Annotated in this window: 20 protein-coding genes; 9 read left to right on the forward strand and 11 right to left on the reverse strand. The window is 42.1% G+C overall.

Annotated elements, in window-relative coordinates:
• Positions 1 to 152: 152 nt before the first annotated feature.
• Both ACXAHI_RS16665 and ACXAHI_RS16670 read right to left on the reverse strand, forming a co-directional pair.
• Positions 153 to 239 carry a YjcZ family sporulation protein gene (locus ACXAHI_RS16665; protein WP_224882924.1) on the reverse strand — a complete coding sequence of 29 codons (87 nt, stop codon included), beginning with the start codon at positions 237 to 239 and terminating at the stop codon, positions 153 to 155.
• A 155-nt stretch (positions 240 to 394) separates the two neighbouring features.
• On the reverse strand, positions 395 to 1,063 hold the full coding sequence (locus ACXAHI_RS16670) for a haloacid dehalogenase type II (RefSeq protein ID WP_474849767.1): 669 nt from the start codon (positions 1,061 to 1,063) through the stop codon (positions 395 to 397).
• A gap of 180 nt (positions 1,064 to 1,243) precedes the next feature.
• Between ACXAHI_RS16670 and lepB the strand changes: the two genes are divergently transcribed.
• Both lepB and ACXAHI_RS16680 read left to right on the forward strand, forming a co-directional pair.
• Positions 1,244 to 1,798 (forward strand): signal peptidase I, encoded by a 555-nt coding sequence (lepB, locus tag ACXAHI_RS16675; RefSeq protein WP_474849770.1) that lies wholly within the window; start codon positions 1,244 to 1,246, stop codon positions 1,796 to 1,798.
• Positions 1,799 to 2,097: 299 nt separating this feature from the next.
• The gene (locus ACXAHI_RS16680; protein ID WP_474849772.1) at positions 2,098 to 2,829 is read left to right on the forward strand and encodes a CAP domain-containing protein; all 732 of its coding nucleotides are present in this window, start codon (positions 2,098 to 2,100) and stop codon (positions 2,827 to 2,829) included.
• A 49-nt stretch (positions 2,830 to 2,878) separates the two neighbouring features.
• Here ACXAHI_RS16680 and ACXAHI_RS16685 read toward each other — a convergent pair whose 3' ends face one another.
• From ACXAHI_RS16685 to ACXAHI_RS16695, 3 genes are all read right to left on the reverse strand, one after another.
• Positions 2,879 to 3,562, reverse strand: coding sequence for a DNA alkylation repair protein (locus ACXAHI_RS16685; RefSeq protein WP_474849774.1), 684 nt, complete (start codon positions 3,560 to 3,562; stop codon positions 2,879 to 2,881).
• Between the two features lie 633 nt (positions 3,563 to 4,195).
• The gene (locus ACXAHI_RS16690; RefSeq protein ID WP_474849776.1) at positions 4,196 to 5,212 is read right to left on the reverse strand and encodes an SEC-C metal-binding domain-containing protein; all 1,017 of its coding nucleotides are present in this window, start codon (positions 5,210 to 5,212) and stop codon (positions 4,196 to 4,198) included.
• A gap of 111 nt (positions 5,213 to 5,323) precedes the next feature.
• Positions 5,324 to 6,979: a PAS domain S-box protein gene (locus ACXAHI_RS16695; RefSeq protein WP_474849778.1), complete on the reverse strand. Its 1,656-nt coding sequence runs from the start codon at positions 6,977 to 6,979 to the stop codon at positions 5,324 to 5,326.
• Positions 6,980 to 7,151: 172 nt separating this feature from the next.
• Between ACXAHI_RS16695 and ACXAHI_RS16700 the strand changes: the two genes are divergently transcribed.
• Both ACXAHI_RS16700 and ACXAHI_RS16705 read left to right on the forward strand, forming a co-directional pair.
• Positions 7,152 to 8,168 carry an LCP family protein gene (locus ACXAHI_RS16700; protein ID WP_474849780.1) on the forward strand — a complete coding sequence of 339 codons (1,017 nt, stop codon included), beginning with the start codon at positions 7,152 to 7,154 and terminating at the stop codon, positions 8,166 to 8,168.
• Positions 8,169 to 8,636: 468 nt separating this feature from the next.
• Positions 8,637 to 9,482, forward strand: a complete 846-nt coding sequence (locus tag ACXAHI_RS16705; protein WP_474849782.1) for a YihY/virulence factor BrkB family protein — start codon at positions 8,637 to 8,639, stop codon at positions 9,480 to 9,482.
• Between the two features lie 343 nt (positions 9,483 to 9,825).
• Here the strand turns inward: ACXAHI_RS16705 and ACXAHI_RS16710 are convergent, their stop codons facing one another.
• The 4 genes from ACXAHI_RS16710 to ACXAHI_RS16725 form a co-directional block, all read right to left on the reverse strand.
• The gene (locus ACXAHI_RS16710; RefSeq protein WP_270181501.1) at positions 9,826 to 10,035 is read right to left on the reverse strand and encodes a heavy-metal-associated domain-containing protein; all 210 of its coding nucleotides are present in this window, start codon (positions 10,033 to 10,035) and stop codon (positions 9,826 to 9,828) included.
• A 77-nt stretch (positions 10,036 to 10,112) separates the two neighbouring features.
• Entirely contained in the window at positions 10,113 to 10,238 is a 126-nt protein-coding gene (locus ACXAHI_RS16715) for a DUF6254 family protein (RefSeq protein WP_270181502.1), read from the reverse strand.
• Positions 10,239 to 10,295: 57 nt separating this feature from the next.
• A complete protein-coding gene (locus tag ACXAHI_RS16720; RefSeq protein WP_474849916.1) occupies positions 10,296 to 11,117 on the reverse strand; it encodes a polysaccharide deacetylase family protein in 822 nt (273 codons plus the stop codon).
• A gap of 89 nt (positions 11,118 to 11,206) precedes the next feature.
• Positions 11,207 to 12,484 carry an NCS2 family permease gene (locus ACXAHI_RS16725; RefSeq protein WP_474849784.1) on the reverse strand — a complete coding sequence of 426 codons (1,278 nt, stop codon included), beginning with the start codon at positions 12,482 to 12,484 and terminating at the stop codon, positions 11,207 to 11,209.
• Between the two features lie 192 nt (positions 12,485 to 12,676).
• Between ACXAHI_RS16725 and ACXAHI_RS16730 the strand changes: the two genes are divergently transcribed.
• The gene (locus ACXAHI_RS16730) at positions 12,677 to 13,954 is read left to right on the forward strand and encodes a purine/pyrimidine permease (RefSeq protein WP_474849786.1); all 1,278 of its coding nucleotides are present in this window, start codon (positions 12,677 to 12,679) and stop codon (positions 13,952 to 13,954) included.
• 84 nt (positions 13,955 to 14,038) lie between these two features.
• Positions 14,039 to 14,473 carry a universal stress protein gene (locus tag ACXAHI_RS16735; RefSeq protein ID WP_474849788.1) on the forward strand — a complete coding sequence of 145 codons (435 nt, stop codon included), beginning with the start codon at positions 14,039 to 14,041 and terminating at the stop codon, positions 14,471 to 14,473.
• Positions 14,474 to 14,503: 30 nt separating this feature from the next.
• On the opposite strand, the gene rpiA is transcribed toward ACXAHI_RS16735, so the two are convergent.
• Entirely contained in the window at positions 14,504 to 15,166 is a 663-nt protein-coding gene (gene rpiA / locus ACXAHI_RS16740; protein ID WP_474849790.1) for a ribose-5-phosphate isomerase RpiA, read from the reverse strand.
• Positions 15,167 to 15,392: 226 nt separating this feature from the next.
• Between rpiA and gndA the strand changes: the two genes are divergently transcribed.
• The 3 genes from gndA to ACXAHI_RS16755 all read left to right on the forward strand — a co-directional run bounded on the left by gndA (position 15,393) and on the right by ACXAHI_RS16755 (position 18,788).
• Positions 15,393 to 16,805 (forward strand): NADP-dependent phosphogluconate dehydrogenase, encoded by a 1,413-nt coding sequence (gene gndA, locus ACXAHI_RS16745; protein ID WP_474849792.1) that lies wholly within the window; start codon positions 15,393 to 15,395, stop codon positions 16,803 to 16,805.
• Positions 16,806 to 16,948: 143 nt separating this feature from the next.
• Positions 16,949 to 18,217, forward strand: coding sequence for an MFS transporter (locus tag ACXAHI_RS16750; RefSeq protein WP_474849794.1), 1,269 nt, complete (start codon positions 16,949 to 16,951; stop codon positions 18,215 to 18,217).
• The gene (locus ACXAHI_RS16755; protein WP_474849796.1) at positions 18,171 to 18,788 is read left to right on the forward strand and encodes a TetR/AcrR family transcriptional regulator; all 618 of its coding nucleotides are present in this window, start codon (positions 18,171 to 18,173) and stop codon (positions 18,786 to 18,788) included. Before ACXAHI_RS16750 ends, ACXAHI_RS16755 begins: the two co-directional genes overlap by 47 nt.
• 26 nt (positions 18,789 to 18,814) lie before the next feature.
• On the opposite strand, the gene ACXAHI_RS16760 is transcribed toward ACXAHI_RS16755, so the two are convergent.
• Positions 18,815 to 19,438: a cyclase family protein gene (locus ACXAHI_RS16760; RefSeq protein WP_474849798.1), complete on the reverse strand. Its 624-nt coding sequence runs from the start codon at positions 19,436 to 19,438 to the stop codon at positions 18,815 to 18,817.
• Between the last annotated feature and the right edge of the window lie 2 nt (positions 19,439 to 19,440).

Below are 19,440 nucleotides of genomic sequence, written 5' to 3' on the forward strand. Positions count from 1 at the left end.
AGGGGAAAGAATCAATGGGTATAAAATGGGAAGTTAGCTCGTCTCATTTAGGTCTAAAGACCTGTTCTTTTTGGAGAACTTATGCTGCTATAACGATGTAGCGTAAAAAGTAATAAAAAGAAGAGGGAGTTTCCCTCTTCTTTTAGCACAGATTAATAAACGAAAGCAGCACCTACAATGATAAGCAGAATGAAAAGAACTACGATAAGCGCGAATCCTTGGCCATAGCCGTAACCCATTCTAGTCACCTCCTTTAACAAGCTTTTGTTGATCTGTAATAGTATTGTATGTAAGAAGTTATAAATGGTTTGGGCAATTATGAATGAAAAAAGTCATCAAAAAAACTGCCGTGGTTATCTCTCGGCAGTTTCGTATTTCTAAATAGAATTGTCGTTTACATCCATTTCTTTAATCCTGTTAAATCATGATAGATCGATGTAGGTGGAAGGCTCAGTTCTTCGACAGGCTGTTCTTTTCGGTTGATCCAGGCTGTGTGGAACCCGAAATTCGCTGCACCAGAAATATCCCAACCATTTGACGACATGAATAAAACGTCGTCCCTTTTAATCCCTAATGAATCGATGACATGCGTGTATGATGCTGGGGTAGGCTTATACTGTTTGACGTCATCAGCGCTAATAATATGATCAATATATTCTGAAAGAGGCGACTGTTCTACAAGAGGGTCTAACATATCATGGGACCCATTGGAGAATATCGCAATCGTTACGTTATGTGCTTTAAGCTCTTTTAAAACATCAGCTACTTCTTCATATACCTGAAGCTCTTTGTATGCATCCAATAGCGCTTGTTCATTTTGATGGGTTAACTCCTGCCCAGCTTCTGCAACTGCATAGCGAAGCGCATCTCTTGTGACTTCAGAAAAAGGCCGATACTTTCCCATCATCTGTCTTAAATAACTGTACTCTAGCTGCTTTTTCCGCCATGTTTGGCTTATGGCGTCGCCATTGCTAGGGAAAAGCTCTTCACATTTCTCTATGACTGAGAATACATCAAATAACGTTCCATAAGCATCGAATACGAATGCTTTACTAGTATCCATGGATAACCTCCTAAACGTGTGATACGTTAAGTTCACCATAAACCGGTGTGAAAATGAAATCTAATGCTCAAAAAATAGGCAGTTAGACGGTGGCATAGACTAGAAAATTATAGGAAAATCATGCTAGAATATACTGGGAATCTCATAAGGTTAGGATATTATGCATACTAGGAGGATCACATGGAGAAAGAATCTCAAACAAAATGGGTAAAAGAGTGGGCAAGTCCTTTATTATTTGCGGTCGCTCTAGCCTTTGTGTTGAAAATGTTTATTGTAGCACCCTATATCGTGGAAGGTGCTTCGATGGATCCAACCCTGCATGACGGTGATCGTCTATTAGTTAATAAATTGATTTCATATGTACAAGACGAACCTGCAAGAGGTGATATCGTCATAATAGAAGATCCTGAGAAGGACAAACACTATGTTAAACGAGTAATCGGCTTGCCTGGCGATACGGTAGAAATGAAGAATGATAGCCTCTTAGTGAACGGAAAAGAATTAGAGGAACCTTATCTTACGACGAACCGAAACAAAGCGGAAACGATGGGGATGCAGTTAACTGAAGATTTCGGACCCGTCGAAATTCCAGAAGGCCAATTGTTTGTTATGGGCGATAACCGGCTTAGAAGTATGGATAGTCGAAACGGTCTAGGTAAGATTGCAACGGATGATGTAGTAGGGCGAGCGGAAATGGTTTGGTATCCGTTCACTGACTTTAGATCAACAAATTGAGTGTTTAAGAGAGATGCTGTTACAGCTCTCTCTTTTTTGTTACGACTTTGAAATAGTTGAAAAGAAGAGTTAATGGCTAGTTATCTCCTATAATATGGAATGGTTTCCAAGTAACGTTCGCTATAAAATGACCGGTAAATGGATTGAACCCTTGATATTAAGGGTTTTTTCGCATTTATGAGTTTTATAGGCTTTACCATAGATTTCCCTAACAGGAATTTTTTACGGTCTTACATGCTCATTTTCATATGGTACGTTCAATGTGCAAGACATTTTCACCAAAACAAGGAGGAATACCATTGAAGAAATCAATTATGCTAAGTGTCACAGCGGCAGCAGCTCTGTTGGCAGCAAACCCAGCAACAAGTTCAGCGAGTACAGGAGCTGAACAAAACTCCAATATCGACGTGAAGACACAGTCTTATCAATTTGATAACATGAAGGATTTTCAGTCGTTCATCGAGCGATTCGAAAACCAATATAATATATCGATTCAAGATTCAATCAACTTTTCAAATGGAAAAGTAGAGCAAAAGCCTGCTCCGAAGCAGAATGAAGAAAAAGCTACACCGCAGGCACCGAGTGAGTCAGCTTCAAAGAATGAAGCTCAAAACAACAAATCTCAAAACAACGAATCAAAGCAAGGAAATGAGCTTTCTCAATTTGAACAAGAAGTAGTCGAGTTGACGAACGCTGAAAGACAGAAAGCTGGTTTGCCAGCACTAGAAGTTGATACTGAACTTAGTAAAGTAGCGCAAGCGAAGTCAGAAGACATGAAAGCGAACAACTATTTTGCTCATAACAGCCCAACTTACGGTTCTCCATTTGATATGATGGATCAGTTTGGCGTTGAGTATCGAACAGCAGGAGAGAACATTGCGAAAGGACAGCAAACTCCTGAAGAAGTTGTAAATGCTTGGATGAACAGTGAAGGACACCGCAAGAACATTATGAATGAAAGCTTTACTCATATCGGTGTAGGTTATGTTGAAGAAGGTAACATCTGGACGCAACAATTTATCGGAAAATAACAATTTGCATAGAAGAGGCTGTTGAGACAATGTTCTCAACAGCCTTTTTTTATCTGTTAATAGTAGCTTGTTTCTTAACCACTTTCAGTCCTTCACGCTTACTTAATGGAGCTAGTTCATGCTGTTCAATAAACAGCTCGACAGCATCAGGGTCTGTCTTTGAATATTCTCTCAACGCCCATCCGATCGCTTTCTGTAGAAAAAATTCTTTTGATTCAGCGTGAATTAAACAGTAGTCTTTTAAAAGTTCAAAATCTGTTTTCTCTTTATACTTTAATTGAAAAAGGATAGCTGTTCGATTTAGCCACATGTTTTCATGGTGAATCCATCTTCCTGTAAGCTCTTCTGTCCGTTTTGGGTGTTGCTTAAAATATGTACCTGCAGTGTTGGAAGCAAGTCCATCCACCGTATCCCACCATGATTTTGTCGTTACTAGAAATTCGATCAGTTTATCATCATCTTCATCGAGCTGTTTTTTACGAGCAAGTATTTCTTGGGCTACGTATTGGTATTCTCGTTCTTCTGCATGCCATAGTTCCTTTACAATCGGAATGATCTCTTCTCTAGCAGGTGCGCCATATTCTTTTAAGACAGATCGATAAGCCTGTTTTCTTTCAGGAGTTTTAACACCTAGAAAAGGAAAGAGGTTCCGCATGTATTTCTCCATTTTCTCTGCATTTTCACGATTCCTAAGCGGTTCGAAAGTGGAATAAATATGTTCTGCCGTAAGCATCTTCATCACCCTCCTAATGTCTATCATACAGGAAATAGGAAGGGGAATCTTTGTTGCAGGAGAAAATGTTTATGAAAAGGACCTTCTACAAAAAACGAAAGAGGCGCGTCTCGAGACGCGCCTCTTTCTAGCTTTAAGAATAAGGAGGTTTTTCCGGGGGGAAAGGGATGCACTTACTTACTTCTCCTATCAACACCAGTTCCTTTCCGGGTTGAGAGAAAGGTTAACTGGATTGATATCAGTATAGCAGGGGAGGGAAGAGGATTTGGTCTTTATGTGTTATTTTCGATAACCATTACAAAATCTTCGATAATGTTACAAACATGATTCATTGGCAATAAAAAAGAGGCTGGGACAAAACCAACATACATGAAGAAAATCCCGAATGTTGAATGTTAAAGAGTAAGACTTTAGCGTAGCCAACATACGTAGACTCCTGCTGGAACAGCACGAGTCCGAAGGCCCCGCGGGGTTATTTGCTTTCTGAGGAGACTGAGGCCGTGCCCGCGGAAAGCGAAGTATGTTGGCGAAGCGGCGGTTTCCTATCTGTAAATTACAAAAGACCCGATCTAATTCAAATGAATTGTTCGGGTCTTTCTCATGGTTATATGCTTATGTCACAGCCTCTTTCAATTACTGTGGTACAAGCTCAAATTCTTTCGCCATCGCTTTATACTTACTTGAAATACTAGATGCTGACGTTTCATATTTTTTAGCAAGTGCGCTTTGACTTACTGAAATGCCGTATTGCTTCGCTGCTAAATACTCGAGTGCAGCAGCGAAGATCGCAGGCTTTCTAATAGAAGGAGATTCTGTTTCACTGTATCTCTTCCAGAATGAGAGAATGTCATCTCGCTGATCAGTGCTTATTTCATCACTTAGCTTAGTAAAGAGAGATGCCACTTCCCGATCTTCTTCTCGTGCCCACTGAAGCTCTGTTCGTTCGTTTTCATTGCTACCGCTCTTCAGTTTTACAATGTCGCCCAATACTTCTGGGAATGCAGTATGCATGAGTGTTCGGATCGTTTGCTGATCTTGCTCAAGTTTCGTGATGATCATCTTCATCGCTTCGTTTGAAATCTTAAGTAGTTCGATGAATGGCATCGCGCCGCCTTTTACTGGAAGCATGATACCTGCTACGATCTCACCTCTTGTAAGATCGGCGCCATCTGGAAGTAAGATACTAAATGGCTGTGAAGAACTGTATTCTTTTACAACTGCCGTGTTCCCTGTTGTTTCTTCAACAAGATACACAGACATGTAAGCATCGCGCCAATCTTGAACAGCTTCTCTTACTTTATCAGTTGAAAACGTGCTAGCGTAGCGCTGAATGTATTCTTTCACGATCGTTTTGTTCCACTGATTAACAGATTGATGGAAAATCGCCCATGGGAAAATGCCATGCATGTACGTTTCTTCTAACTCTTTTGGTATGTTATAGCGGATGAAAAGTTCATTTGCAAGTGTGACCATCTTATAATCGTGTTCGCTCATTGCGTATTCAACAAGCTGTGCTTGAATCGTGTAAATCTCCTGTGTGTAAAGCTGATCTTCGATTTGACCTTGTGCTGCCTCTGATCCCATACAGCATTTTTTATATTTTTTTCCGCTTCCACAAGGACACGGATCATTACGTTTGATTTTATCCAATGTTGCTTCCTCCTTCAGGTGAACCTTATTCGAACATAAGAGACGAAAGATATTTTAGCATAGATTGGGAAGGAAGGACAAAAAAATTCAAATTAAGACGACTAGTTTGGGCTACTCACACGCCGATTCAGCGAGGGGTAGCTTTACGGTTACCCTTGTACCTATGCCTTCTGTGCTATCAAAAAATAGAGACCCTTTGTGATTTTCTACGATACGAAAGCTAGATAAGAGGCCAAGGCCTGTACCGTCATCTTTTGTTGTATAAAAGGGTTCACCGAGTGTTTTGATCTTATGAGCAGGAATGCCTACTCCTTCGTCTTGAATCGTAATCGTTACCTCGTCATCAACATGATCTGTTTCAAGTGTTACCGTCCCGCCAGTCGGCATTGCTTCGATCGCATTTTTGATCAAGTTGATGAATACTTGCTTCAATTGATTTTCTTCTCCGTAAATACATAGACACTCATCTGTTAACTCCATCTTGAAAGAGATATTATATAGGGAAGCCTGACTGTTCAATAGCTGGACGACGTATGAGAGTAAATCGTTTATCGAGAGTGTCGTATAACGTTCAGCCTGAGGCTTTGCAAGGACTAAAAGATCTTTAATGATATTATCCATCCGATCGATTTCAGATAGAATGATACTGAGATATGGCGCATTCTTTGCAATCTCTTCATCTCGCTGTAGTAATTGAATGAACCCTTTTACAGAAGTGAGCGGATTCCGTATTTCATGAGCAACACTTGCAGCGAGCTGCCCAACAGCCGAAAGCTTTTCCGTCTTCAACAAGGCTTCTTCAGTTTTCTTCGTATCGGTTACATCCATAAAAGCAGCCATAATTCCGTTGATTTCTCCCATTTCGTCTTCGATAGGAGCAGTTGATAAAACGGTGTAAACAATCGAGCCATCTTTTCTTTTTCGTTTCACTTCTTTGTTTACGATATGGCCATGCTGAACGATTTCGGCGATCGTAATATCTTTTTCATCTTTTGGAACGATGGGGTTTGGTTTTCCGATGATTTCGAAACTACTCCAGCCAAATATCTTTTCAGCTGCAGGGTTCCAAGAACGAATGATCGAGTTTAAATCGAGCGTCACGATCGCAATCGGTGAAGCGGTTATAATGGCTTGAATCATTTGCTTTGCTTCCCACAGTTCTTTCAAAGCTGATTTATGTTCTGTGATATCTTTTGTCTGGATGATAACGGCATTCTTATCTTTGAAAGAGATTGGGGTAAACGTAGATTCCACATCGATTACATTTTCTTCGTCTTTAAAAATTTGATATTCAAAGGTTTCTGCGACACTATGATCCTTTTCCTGCAACCGTTTTAGGATTTCTCTTATATGTACAAGATCGACAGGGTCAACGACTTGTGGATGAGTTCGTTCTTCTATAACATCCTTGGATCGAACGCCCATCAAATCCAGTCCCGCTTGATTTGAATAAACGATCTTCTCCTCTTGATAGAGAACGATCGCGTAAGGAGACGATTCTACAAGCCTTCTGTATCGTTCTTCACTTTCAGTCAACCGATCCTGTGTGCTTTTATTTAAGGAAAGGAGTTGTTTCAATAAAAAGTAGAGAAGAAGACAGGTGATTAAGACAAAAAACCAGCCCTTATACAATCCGATCTGTTTACTGAGCATAAAATTATCTGTAATCTGATAAAGGATGGTATCGGAGAGCAAGATCCATAGAGAACCGAATATGAAATAGCTTCCTATAATAATCCACGGTACATATTTAATTTTTATCTCCACTTCGCTCCATCCCTTCCATATAGTCTACTCATGTATTTTACAGTTATAAAGCGTGAAACACAAAAACTTAGGGATTTCAACATTTAGAGCGTGTACCGTCTTTCTTTACCTGTGACATTCGAATGATCTAAATGTTTCGAAATGAGACTGTTTTAAAGGGGAATTTAGAACAATGAACAACCGATATGGAAAGCGTAGAAGAAAGAGAAGAAGTTTAAGAAGAAACGTTCTCCTCGTATTAGCTTTGCTTGTAATCGGAGTCACAGGCTACGGGGGTTATTTATTTTATAAAGTATCAGCGGTTTCAAAACAGTCTGTGATGGAACCAGATAGAGGGGCACAATCCACTTTAAGAGAAGAGGGTGTCGACATCGGGAAAGACCATTTCTCTGTACTGCTTCTTGGTGTGGATGATCGAGAAGCATCATCTGATGGGAGAAGCGATGCGATGATGGTCGCTACGTTTAACCAGGATGATAAGTCGATGAAGTTATTGAGTATCCCTCGAGACTCATATGTTGAAATACCAGGGCAGGGAATGGATAAAATCACACATGCTCATGCATATGGTGGCATCGATTTAACGATCCAAACGGTTGAAGGGATGCTCGGTATTCCGATCGATGAAGTGGTCCGAGTCAACTTCGATGCGTTTAAAACGGTAATCGATGAGATCGGTGGTATCGATGTTGCGATTGAAAAACAAAGTATTGTTGATCAATTATATAAAGAATCAAAAGGTGAGGTAGCTTTAAAAGTCGGGCAAAATACGCTCGATGGAAAAGAGGCTTTGGCATTTGCAAGAACTCGTAAAGCGGATTCTGATCTTATGCGTGGACAGCGACAGATGGAAGTTATTACGTCTTCGATCGATAAACTAAGTTCGCTTTCGTCGATTCCAAAGTACGGTGGCGTACTCGAGCGAATAGGTGAAAACCTCACGATGAGCATGACCTTTAAAGAAGCACTAAGCCTCTATCCGTTTATTTCTAATCTAAATTCGATCGATAAGATACAGCTATCAGGTGAAAATTATCAACCTGGCTCGACATACTATTTGAAGTTAGATGAACCAACACTAAGTAATGCAAGAATGGAGTTAAGGGATCATTTGAATATTGAAGGAGCGAGCGATAGCTTAAATGCGATCGAACATCAAGATGAGAAAAATAAAGAAGGTCACAGTTGATCTCTGATCGAAAAGGAGCAGGTAAATAGCCTGCTCCTTTTGCTGTTAACAAAACCAAGTGTCCCTATGCCGTAGGAGTATGAATACCTCTTGCTTTCCTGTGGACGAACGCCCGAGCCTCAAAGTGGACAAAAACCGTCCACTCCGAGTCTCGAACGCCCGTTGGACCACTGGAGTCAAGAGGTATTCACTCCTACTAGAATACATTTAACTCAAATAAAACTTTCCGACCGATTATGCTAACAAATCTTTCTTGGCATTTGGTCTTTTCTAGATGCTTTTTCTTTTTGAAATATAATTACCTCAATAAAACCTAGCGTGAAGCGAAATTCTCACCATATTTTAGTGAATTATACCTTTCTCTACAGTATAAAGCAGGCATTAAGCCTGCTCCTTTTCTTTTGAAAGATTACATAGCGATCAATGAGGGTATGAAAATTAAAGACTGAGAGAAAGGGGAAAAGCGACATGATGTCTTTTGTTAAGAAACTCGGAAAAGAAATTGGAGAAGATCGGGTAACCAGTCTAGCAGCTGAGCTTGCGTACTACTTTATGCTATCGATCTTTCCTCTGCTCATATTGGTGATTTCAATCCTCCCATACTTATCGATAGACAAGCAGGAGGCGGTTGACTTTATCACGAAAGTTGCCCCAGGAGAGATCGGAGGCATCCTGCAGGATAATGTTGTATCGATTATTAGTGAGCCGCAGGGAGGACTGTTAACAGTCGGTATCTTAGGTACACTTTGGTCTGCTTCAAACGGAATCATGGCGCTAATACGTGCATTAAACTTGGCGTATGATGTGGAAGAAACAAGGTCTTTCATAAAAGCCCGCCTTCTTTCTATTGTTCTTACGATCGGACTTATCTTAGCTTTTGTTGTTACACTCGTTTTACCCGTATTCGGTGATCTCATTATTGATACTGTAACGAGGTCGTTGTATTTACCTGAGTCAACGGAAATCTTGTTCCGAGTTCTACGCTGGGTCGTTGCAGTTGTTGTTATGGCATTAGTGCTCTCTGTATTGTATCGCTATGCTCCAAATAAACATTTTCCTCTTAAAGAAGTGTTCGTTGGATCAATCGTCGCTACAATTGGATGGCAGGTGATTTCACTCGCGTTCTCTTTCTATGTAAGTAATTTTGGGAACTATTCTGCAACGTACGGTAGCCTAGGGGGAGTTATCATCCTTATGTTATGGTTTTATTTAACGGGACTGATACTCCTTGTTGGAGGAGAGATTAATGCGCTTATCCATAAGAGAAAAATTGGAATGAGTGCTCCACCAGATGAAAGGCCTTTAGATGTCTAGGTTGAAAACTTGGTTTTATTCTGAAGAGGCTGGGACATAAGCATATAACCATGAGAAAGACCCGAACAATTCATTTGAATTAGATCGGGTCTTTTGTAATTTACAGATAGGAAACCGCCGCTTCGCCAACATACTTCGCTTTCCGCGGGCACGGCCTCAGTCTCCTCAGAAAGCAAAAAACCCCGCGGGGCCTTCGGACTCGTGCTGTTCCCGCAGGAGTCTACGTATGTTGGCTACGCTAAGGTCTTACTCTTTACCATTCAACATTCGCGATTTCCTTCATGTATATTGGTTTTGTCCCAGCCTCTTTCTTAGTGAAAAAAAAAGCCTGCACGGATGCAGGCTATTGTGCAGGCTCGAAGCCGATTCCTTCAATTGTATTGATGATCACGGATACGTCGATTGCCTCTTCGTCATATTCGATCGATACCATTTCTTCCTTTAAATCAGCTAGAGCTCTTTCGACTCCGCTAAGGGAAAGTAGCGCTTGTTCGATTTCTTGTATACAGTCCTCGCCCTTCATGCCGGCTACTGACACTTTGATTTCGTTCATATGGATAAACTCCCTTCAAATTGTTCACTCTTTGCGTAGTTACCCGATATGAGTGGAGTTTAATCGGCTAGATTGGTTTATGGTGTTTTTTTAGAATCCGTTTCATTAGATAGTTGTTCAAGAGACTTGATCTTACCGTGAGGATTCTGTGCTTCTTTACGTTTTCTGAATTGACGTTCGCGCTGTCCTTTTGATTGACTCATCTCATCACCCCTTTTTCAGTTGATGATAATTAACATAGCCAGAGGACCTTGCTTTTATTAACGTAATTTATGGTTAGAAAGGTGGACAAACGAGAAGCCCTTTTCCCTAAGAAGTGGGATGGCTTCAATCACACCTTCAGCAGTTCCGCTGTTCGGCTGATTCATATGTAGCAAAGCAATATCGCCCGGTGAAGCGCTCAACAAAGCGGCCTTCACTTCATGACTCGAATAGGTCGCCCCGGCATCTCCTAGTAGGGTGTAGTTCACGACACTGATTCCTAGGGTGTTTGCCATCTCAACTGCAACTTCATCGTAATAAGCAGTCCCTGAGCGAAAAAGGTTTGGAGAGCGTCCTGTTAGCTCTTTGATTTTTTTATGGTTTTTTGTGATTTCGTCATACGCTTCTTCTACGGAAGAAGTACCCTGAATACCCCAGGCAGTTTGCCCAGTAACCGATAGGGGTTTATGGTCTGTCCCATGATTTTCAATTTGGAATTGTGGATTTTGAGCTAATTCAAGGAATTCTTGCTTGTTTTCTTCAATCCAACGGCTGTTTACAAAAAGGGTGGCTGGAACCTGTTCATCCTTTAGAAAAGAGAGAAGTTCATGGTCGATGTCACTTCCAAAAGGGCCTCCGCATGCATCGAACGTTAGCGCGAGTTCACGCTCATTCGTTTGAAAGGAGGTTTTCACACCCGAAACATTTTCACCCCATTCGTTAGGCGTTTTATTAATGAAGGAGGAGAGGATCGTTTCTTTCTCCTTTAATGTTGAGCGTATCGGAAGCTCTTTCTCACTATGGATCGTGTTTTCAATACCGGAATGGAACACTGCGTATTCCTGCTCACATCCCACAAGCAAAAAGCAAAGTAAAGCCATTTTTTTCAATATCATCACCTGTTTACCAGAATATCACAGGTATTAATAAAACGTTAGACAAAAAAACGCCCCCGGTGGGGACGTTGTTGTTAAATTCCGTGGAGGAAGAAGTTGATGAAAAACAAGCTCGCAATTACATACATTGGAACCGGTACATCTTTTCCTTTACCAAGCGCTAACTTCATGAATGGATAAGCGATGAAACCGAACGCAATGCCGTCAACGATACTGTACGTAAGTGGTATCATCACGATGATTAAGAATGCTGGAAAGCCTTCTGAGAAATCCTGAAGCGAAATGTTTTGAATCGATGTGATCATCAAACCACCAATGATAATGAGCACTGGTGCAATCGCTGAATCAGGAATCATCTTGAAGACGGGTATGAAAAACAGCGAGGTTAGGAACAGTAGTCCTGTCGTCACGGACGTCATGCCTGTTCGACCGCCTGCTGCGATTCCAGAAGCACTCTCTACCGTCGATACAGTAGGGCTTGTTCCGAAAAGTCCAGCTGATATAGCAGAGATCGAGTTCGCTTTGTAAGCTTTTGAGAACTTAGATTGATCTGGAAGCAGTCCATGAAGTAGACCCATGTTTTCAAAAACGAGGATCATCGCCATCGAAAACGTTGCGATCCAGAACGGTAATACTAAGAAGTCTTCAAAAGACATTGCTGCGAAAACCGATGCATACGAACTGAACGAGAAACCTTCCTGCTGTTGACCTGTTTCGATCAATCCCATGCTCCATGCAATCCCAGTTCCGATCAGCATGCTGATCAAGAAATGGCCTTTGATGTTTCGAATGAAAAGCAAGGCTGCGATTGCTAATGTTGCAAGCGTTGCAATCACTTGAGCTGAGCCTATATCTCCGAGTGCAACGAACGTTGAGTCACTCGACACCACGATTCCACCTTTTTGAAGACCGATGAAGGTAAGGAAAAGTCCTATCCCAACTGTGATCGCTTCTTTAAGTGAAACTGGGATTGCTTTTGAAAGTAAACCAGCTAGTGGTGTGAATGCCGTGATCGCAAACAGAATGCCTGCAATAAACACGGAGGCAAGCGCAACTTCCCAGCTTAAGCCCATCGACTGTACCATCGTGAACGTGAAGAACGCATTTACGCCCATTCCTGGAACGAGTATGATCGGTGCGTTTGCATATAGACCAACAAGCAAACATCCAAATACTGATGTGATGACTGTTGCGATCATCCCGGCTTCAAACGGAATGCCTGCATCTGCGAGGATCGAAGCGTTGACAGCTGCGATGTAAACGATCGTAAAGAACGATGTTAAACCTGCGAGTATCTCCTTTTTCAGTGAAGTATCGTGAGCTTGAAAATCAAAATTAATTTTCGTTTTCACTATATTCCCTTCTTACTTTTTTATCCCTCTCCCACCCGTGACTTTGATATAAATCAAATCACCAAGAAAACAGTATAACAGAGGGAAGGTGCGTTGCCCAGTGGAAAAATTCGTAATGACCGCTCAAGTACCGTTTGTTATGATGGAAAAGGAAGTTTGGAATGTATCACCATGAAATGAGGATTCGATAAGATGAGAAACACATTATCTGCCCTACAATGGGCTGTCTTTATGATTGCAGGGTCAATCGTTGCTCCAGTTGCGATCGCGAGTTTGTTTCATTTAGATCCGACTGCAGCTGCAGGGTTTGTACAGCGAACAATGTTTGTATTAGGTGTAGCAGGAATTTTGCAAGTTACGCTTGGTCATCGTCTGCCGATTAACGAAGGACCTGCCGGGTTGTGGTGGGGAGTCTTTGTTCTTTACGCGGGATTAAGTGCAACGTTGTTTGGCTCTGAGATCAAAACACTACAAGCTCTTGAACTAGCCATGATCGTAAGTGGAATTCTTTTTATTATTTTGAGCGGACTAGGACTAGTTGAGAAGCTATCAAAGCTTTTTACACCTGTCGTAACGGGCGTATACCTATTGCTTCTCGTTGCACAGCTCAGCGGGTCCTTTCTAAATGGAATGATGGGAGTAGGTTATTTGAAAGAAGGGCTCGATCTAAGAATTGCAGGGTTGTCATTCGTTCTTGTCATTCTATCGATCTGGTTTTCACGCAGAATGCCGCCCGTTATTCAGCAATATTCCATTCTTATTCTTATGATGGTAGGGTGGGCGATTTTTGCTTTGTTAGGCTTAGCGAAACCTATCGTTTTGTCAGAAGAATCACTTTTAAAACTACCTGAAATCTTTGCTTTTGGTATGCCGGTTTGGGACTCCGGTATGATCGTAACTGCAGCGCTCGTCACGCTATTGCTCCTTACGAACATGATCGCAAGCATCAGGGTAGTCGAAGAAGTATTGAGTAATTTGAATAACGAGCGGCCGAAGTCTCGGTACAAGCAAGCAGGGTTCATCTCAGGGATCAACCAGCTCCTTGGTGGCGTATTCTCAGCAGTTGGAAGTGTTCCAATATCAGGGGCTGCTGGATTTATCATCACAACAGGCATTAAAAAGCGGCTTCCGTTTATTATTGGGAGTGCATTGATCGTGCTCATCAGTCTCTTTCCAGCCGTGATGGCCTTTTTTGCGGCTCTCCCTGAACCTGTGGGGTATGCCGTTATTTTTCTTGTTTTTGTGAAAATGGTGGGAATTGCTTTCAATGAGTTTAATAAGGACACTTCTGAGGGAAAAGCATTTATAATAGGCATTTCCTTTATGGTTGGTATCGGTACGATGTTCATACCGCCAGAAGCCTTTCAAAATACGCCGCCTATCATGGCTTCAATTTTAAATAATGGTTTAATATTAGGTTCGATTACTGCGATCGTCACTGAGCAAGTGTTGTATAAGAAAAAAGCATAAAGGGTTGCCTATTGTGATCATTGTCACAGACTCCGTACGTTAGACTTGGTATGTTATAAGCAGATCAGGAAAGGAGAATGACGTATGAAACAATATAATAGAGTCCTGGTTGCTTTTGACGGATCTGAATTGAGCGTAAAGGCACTCGAAGAATCCATTAAGATGGCTCAGGAGAATCCAGAGCTTCATCTCGACATCGTAACGGCCCTTAATCCTACAGCTCAAATCAGTTCAGCGGTCATTTATGCGAGCGTATTGAACGAATTAAGGAAAGATGCTGTTGAAATGTTGGACGAAGTAAGTAAAAGCGTTAAAAAGCGAATTCCACAGGATGATTTAAGTACGATGGTGCTTGAAGGAAATCCTGGCGAAGAAATCGTCAAGTATGCAGAGGAAAATGAATGTGATCTTATCGTGATGGGGAGCAGAGGCCTGAGTGGAATAAAAGAAATATTCCTTGGTAGCGTAAGTCATAACGTATTACAGAGAGCAAGCTGCCCTGTACTCGTGATTAAATAGAAAATCCCGGCTGATTAGCCGGGATTTCTTTTATTCGATAACCGTTACGCCGCCATCGCGACCGATAAAGGCTTGTACAGCCATTCCTATGAATAGGCCGTTTTCAACGACCCCTGGAATGGCGTTGAGCCACTCATGGAGCTTTGGAGGAGAAGGGATACTGTCAAACGAACAATCCACGATCATATTCTCGTTGTCTGTAATAAATACTTTTTCTCCGTTCATTCGTAGCTTAGTTCTGCAGCCAAGTTTAGAAAGAGCGTCCATCGTCTTCTGGTAGCCAAACGGAACTACCTCAACAGGCAGTGGGAATGTCCCAAGCTGTCTCACAAGTTTATTAGAATCTGCAACGACGACCATTCTCTTCGAGTGATAAGCGATCATCTTCTCACGAAGTAGTGCGCCACCGCCACCTTTAATAAGCGTTAGCTGACCATCCAGTTCATCTGCACCATCGATCGTTAAATCGATCTTCTCCACCTCACCTAACGTGACGAGTGGAATGCCGTGCTCACGTGCTAATACTTCAGTTTGTTTGGAAGTTGGGATGCCTTTTATTGACAGGCCTTCTTTTACCATAGATGCAAGTTCCAATATTGTATAATGAACAGTACTCCCCGTTCCGAGACCGACGACCATTCCATCTTGAACGAGGTGAGCAGCACGCTCACCAGCTACTTTCTTCTCATTCACGTAAGTTCACTCCTTTTCTGTTACCTTCTTTTATTTTCCCATTCACCCTAAAATTACTCACACCGAGTTTATACCTTTGCACCAAAAGCGTGAAAGACGTATAATGCATACTGTCAGGCTGTATGAGTAACCGTAAGGCGTGCATACTATAAAACACCGTTTATGGTATACTTTCAAGTGCAGTCACCCGAGTAGAGTATTACAGTATAAAGTTGGAGGGTAAAACATGTCAAAACAACAAATCGGTGTAATCGGTCTTGCCGTAATGGGAAAGAACCTTGCCATGAATATCGAGAGTCGCGGTTATTCTGTTTCTGTCTATAACCGTTCAGAAGGTAAAACAAAAGAAATGATGAGTGAAGTTGAAGGACGTAACTTCCAAGATACATATAGCATTGAAGAATTCGTTCAATCACTAGAAAAACCAAGAAGAATCTTGCTGATGGTCAAAGCTGGCGGACCAACAGACGGAACGATCGAACAGCTTATTCCTCATCTTGATAAAGATGACATCATCATCGACGGAGGAAATGCATTCTTCAAGGATACTCAAGCTCGTTCTGAGCAATTGAAGGAAAAAGGCATCCGCTTCATCGGAGCAGGCGTTTCAGGTGGAGAAGAAGGGGCATTGAACGGCCCATCGATCATGCCTGGTGGACAGCCAGATGCTTTCCGTGAAGTCGAAAATATCTTTACAGATATCGCTGCAAAAGTAGACGGCGAAGCGTGTACAACGTATATCGGTCCAGACGGAGCGGGTCACTATGTGAAGATGGTGCATAACGGTATTGAGTATGGTGATATGCAGTTGATCTGTGAAGCTTACTACATGATGAAGCACGTGCTAGGACTATCAACTGATGAGCTTCATGAAGTGTTCAAAGAGTGGAATGAAGGCGAACTCGATAGCTACCTGATCGAGATCACTGCTGACATCTTCACGAAGAAAGATCCTGAAACAGGCAAAGCGCTTGTAGACGTGATCCTTGATACTGCTGGTCAAAAAGGAACTGGTAAATGGACGAGCCAAAGTGCGCTTGACCTTGGTGTACCTCTTTCAATCATTACAGAATCCGTATTCTCCCGCTTCATTTCCGCAATGAAAGACGAGCGCGTGAAAGCAAGCAAGATTCTGAATGGCCCAGATGTAAAACCATTTGATGGCGATAAGAAAGAGTTGATCGAAAAGATCCGTAAAGCTCTTTACCTAAGCAAGATCTGTTCGTATGCACAAGGTTTTGCTCAAATGCGATCTGCTTCAGATGAGTACGATTGGAATCTCGACTACGGTAGCATTGCTATGATCTTCCGTGGTGGTTGCATCATCCGTGCAGGCTTCCTACAAAACATCAAAGAAGCTTATGACCGTGAAGCTGGCTTAACGAACCTACTTCTAGATCCTTACTTCAAAGAGATCGTTGAATCGTACCAGAGCGCTGCACGTGACGTTGTATCACTTGCTGTACAGCGCGGAATTCCGGTTCCTGGTCTATCTAGTGCACTTGCTTACTACGATAGCTACCGTAGTGAGACATTGCCAGCGAACTTACTACAAGCACAGCGTGACTACTTCGGTGCTCATACGTATCAGCGTATCGACAAAGAAGGCGTCTTCCACACAGAGTGGCTTGAAGATTAATAGAGAACGAATACCACGCTTGACCCACAAAGGTCGAGCGTGGTTTTTTATTTTCTGAGAAAGGGTGGTTGTAAAACGACATTAGTATCGTTATAATGAAAGTAACAAAAAAGACACTAGTGTCGTTTTAAGGAGGCGTTCGTATGGAAGGATCACTGCTACGTAACAAAGGTTACATCACGCTTATGGTTGCACAGCTCATATCAAGCATCGGCGACTGGTTGAGTATCGTTGCCATCATCACGATGGTTGGGTTGAAGTGGAACGCATCACCAATTGAAGTATCGCTTATCATCCTATGTCTTGCAGTGCCCATGGCGTTGTTTGGGCCGTTCGCTGGTACATTTGCTGATCGATTCAACCGAAAAACATTGATGGTGGTTTCGGATCTCGTTAGAGCGGGCCTCGTCACCATGTTGATTTTTGCTACAACGATTTGGATGGTTTACATTTGTTTATTTGGAATCGGTTTGTTTGCTGCACTATTCATCCCTGCTAAGAATGGAAAGTTAAAAGAACTAGTTTCTGACCATCAGATGAAGAGCGCCATGTCGATTACCTCGATGATCGATTCAGGAACGAAAGTGCTTGGACCGCTACTCAGTGGATTACTCGTAACCGCATTTGGTTCTACGCCTGTATTCGTCATCGATTCAGCAACTTTTATCTTATCCGCAATCCTTCTCATCACGTTGCCTGCTAGCGCATTAGCTGAACCTTTAGAAAGTGAAAAGAGTAAGAGCACATCGTTTAAAAAGGATTTTGTAGAAGGTGTAAGTTTCATGAAAGGAAATCAATTCTTGTTAGTCGGCCTTTCGATTCTTACGATCAGCCTCCTCATTTTGCAACTATCGGATTCACAAATCATCGTCTTGATCAGAGAGTTAACGAACGCATCTCCAGACTTGTTCGGCATCCTTGTGACAGGTTCTGGTCTAGGGATGTTTTTCTCCGGCTGGATCCTCGCAAAAAAGACAGACTATAAACCGATTCTCCTCATGCTTTTTGGCGTATTTGGAATGGGAATAAGTTTTGGTTTATTAGCTGTCTTCACTGGTATGGACCTTGCACACTCGATTATATGGGGACCTGGTCTTGGGCTAGTAGCTGGTTTCTCGGCTGGGATCGTATTTATTCCTTTCCAAGCTGCAGTTCAAACGGATACACCGGTACACATAACGGGAAGAGTATTTGGGGTCATCAATAGCGCAACAACAACAGCTACGATTATCGGTCCATTATTAGGAGGAATACTCGTAACGGTATTTGGGGTGATCCCAATGTTTATCGCAACAGCATCATTACTTGTTATTATGTCAGTAGTGGGACTATTGTTTAGATCAAAAATAGAACGGAGTGAGAACGATGTCTCCAAAGGTGAGCAAGGAGCACAAGGAGCAGCGTCGAGCTGAGCTGTTAGAAGCGGCTAAAACTGTTTTCATCGAACATGGCTATGAGCGTGCAACGATGAAACACATCATGGAGGAAGCGAGTGTAAGCAGAGGGGGGCTCTATCAGTACTTCTCTAGTAAAGAGGATGTTTATGAGGCAATTCTAAAAGAAGGCCTAGAAACGGCTATGGAGGATACTGAGGAAGTTCTTAAGAAAGAGGAGCTTACTCATTGGGCACTTCTTATGAAACGGTTATTTGGAGAAGAGCAAGAACTAGATGAGATGGATCCGATGGCACCATCGAATCTTGAATTTTTCATCACGGGTCGTAACGATGAACGACGAAGGAAGTATGGAAAAGAGCGCTACTTTTATGGGTTGAGCATTTATCATGACGTGATTAAAAAAGGACAGGAGAGTGGTGAGTTCAGCTCGAAGTTCGACAGCGAGATGATCGCGCGGTCAATCATTTCATTCGTTGATGGACTTGCGCTCGATTATGCAATCCTAGATCGAGAAGATATCAAGCTAAAAGAGCAGTCGATCATGTTCATCGAGTATTTGAAGATGGCGCTTGAGGTAAAAGAATAAGCCGGGGAAGTATCCCCGGCTTTTTATTATGCTTCTTTTAAGCCTTCAAACAATAGCACACGTGCAGGTGATGCATCCGTGCCTTGAAGTTTCAGCGGTGCTGCGACCATGAAATACTGACCAGCATCAACATCTTTCAGGCGAAGGCCTTCCATGATAATGATGTCTTTCTCGAAGAGGGAACGATGCGTTGGGTGATCCGGCTGGCTTCTTTCGATTCCAAGACCATCGACACCTACACCTTTAATACCGCATTCTGCTAGGTGACGCGCTGCATCTTCACCTACGAATACAAACTCGAAGTTAAATTCTTCTTCAAACGAGTTCTGTGACTTAAATAGAATGAAATCATCTTTTTGAATATCTTCAGACTCGATATCAGATTTTGTGATCGCACCTTTAACGTTTGTAACGTCGATCACTTTTACCGTACCGACGAGGTCTTCTTGATTGATTGTTTCAAACGTTGCACCATCGTTCATCATGTGAAGAGGAGCATCAACGTGTGTACCAGTATGAACGTCTAATGAAAGGCGAGATTCCGTAACATGACCATTCGTCTTTGTATCGATTTCTGGCTGCTTTTCTTCTTTGTTCTTATAAACTGCCATTCCTTTAAAAATTGGTGCGCTTACATCATACATTTTCATCG

The sequence above is a fragment of the Anaerobacillus sp. ABD4_527 genome, from assembly GCF_056160805.1.

Excerpts from the sequence above, each read along its gene's own strand:
- ACXAHI_RS16665 (WP_224882924.1), bottom strand. The coding sequence starts at position 239 with ATGGGTTACGGCTATGGCCAAGGATTCGCGCTTATCGTAGTTCTTTTC.
- ACXAHI_RS16670 (WP_474849767.1), bottom strand. The coding sequence starts at position 1,063 with ATGGATACTAGTAAAGCATTCGTATTCGATGCTTATGGAACGTTATTT.
- lepB (WP_474849770.1), top strand. The coding sequence starts at position 1,244 with ATGGAGAAAGAATCTCAAACAAAATGGGTAAAAGAGTGGGCAAGTCCT.
- ACXAHI_RS16685 (WP_474849774.1), bottom strand. The coding sequence starts at position 3,562 with ATGCTTACGGCAGAACATATTTATTCCACTTTCGAACCGCTTAGGAAT.
- ACXAHI_RS16700 (WP_474849780.1), top strand. The coding sequence starts at position 7,152 with ATGAACAACCGATATGGAAAGCGTAGAAGAAAGAGAAGAAGTTTAAGA.
- ACXAHI_RS16705 (WP_474849782.1), top strand. The coding sequence starts at position 8,637 with ATGATGTCTTTTGTTAAGAAACTCGGAAAAGAAATTGGAGAAGATCGG.
- ACXAHI_RS16710 (WP_270181501.1), bottom strand. The coding sequence starts at position 10,035 with ATGAACGAAATCAAAGTGTCAGTAGCCGGCATGAAGGGCGAGGACTGT.
- ACXAHI_RS16715 (WP_270181502.1), bottom strand. The coding sequence starts at position 10,238 with ATGAGTCAATCAAAAGGACAGCGCGAACGTCAATTCAGAAAACGTAAA.
- ACXAHI_RS16720 (WP_474849916.1), bottom strand. The coding sequence starts at position 11,117 with ATGGCTTTACTTTGCTTTTTGCTTGTGGGATGTGAGCAGGAATACGCA.
- ACXAHI_RS16730 (WP_474849786.1), top strand. The coding sequence starts at position 12,677 with ATGAGAAACACATTATCTGCCCTACAATGGGCTGTCTTTATGATTGCA.
- ACXAHI_RS16735 (WP_474849788.1), top strand. The coding sequence starts at position 14,039 with ATGAAACAATATAATAGAGTCCTGGTTGCTTTTGACGGATCTGAATTG.
- gndA (WP_474849792.1), top strand. The coding sequence starts at position 15,393 with ATGTCAAAACAACAAATCGGTGTAATCGGTCTTGCCGTAATGGGAAAG.
- ACXAHI_RS16750 (WP_474849794.1), top strand. The coding sequence starts at position 16,949 with ATGGAAGGATCACTGCTACGTAACAAAGGTTACATCACGCTTATGGTT.
- ACXAHI_RS16755 (WP_474849796.1), top strand. The coding sequence starts at position 18,171 with ATGTCTCCAAAGGTGAGCAAGGAGCACAAGGAGCAGCGTCGAGCTGAG.
- ACXAHI_RS16760 (WP_474849798.1), bottom strand. The coding sequence starts at position 19,438 with ATGAAAATGTATGATGTAAGCGCACCAATTTTTAAAGGAATGGCAGTT.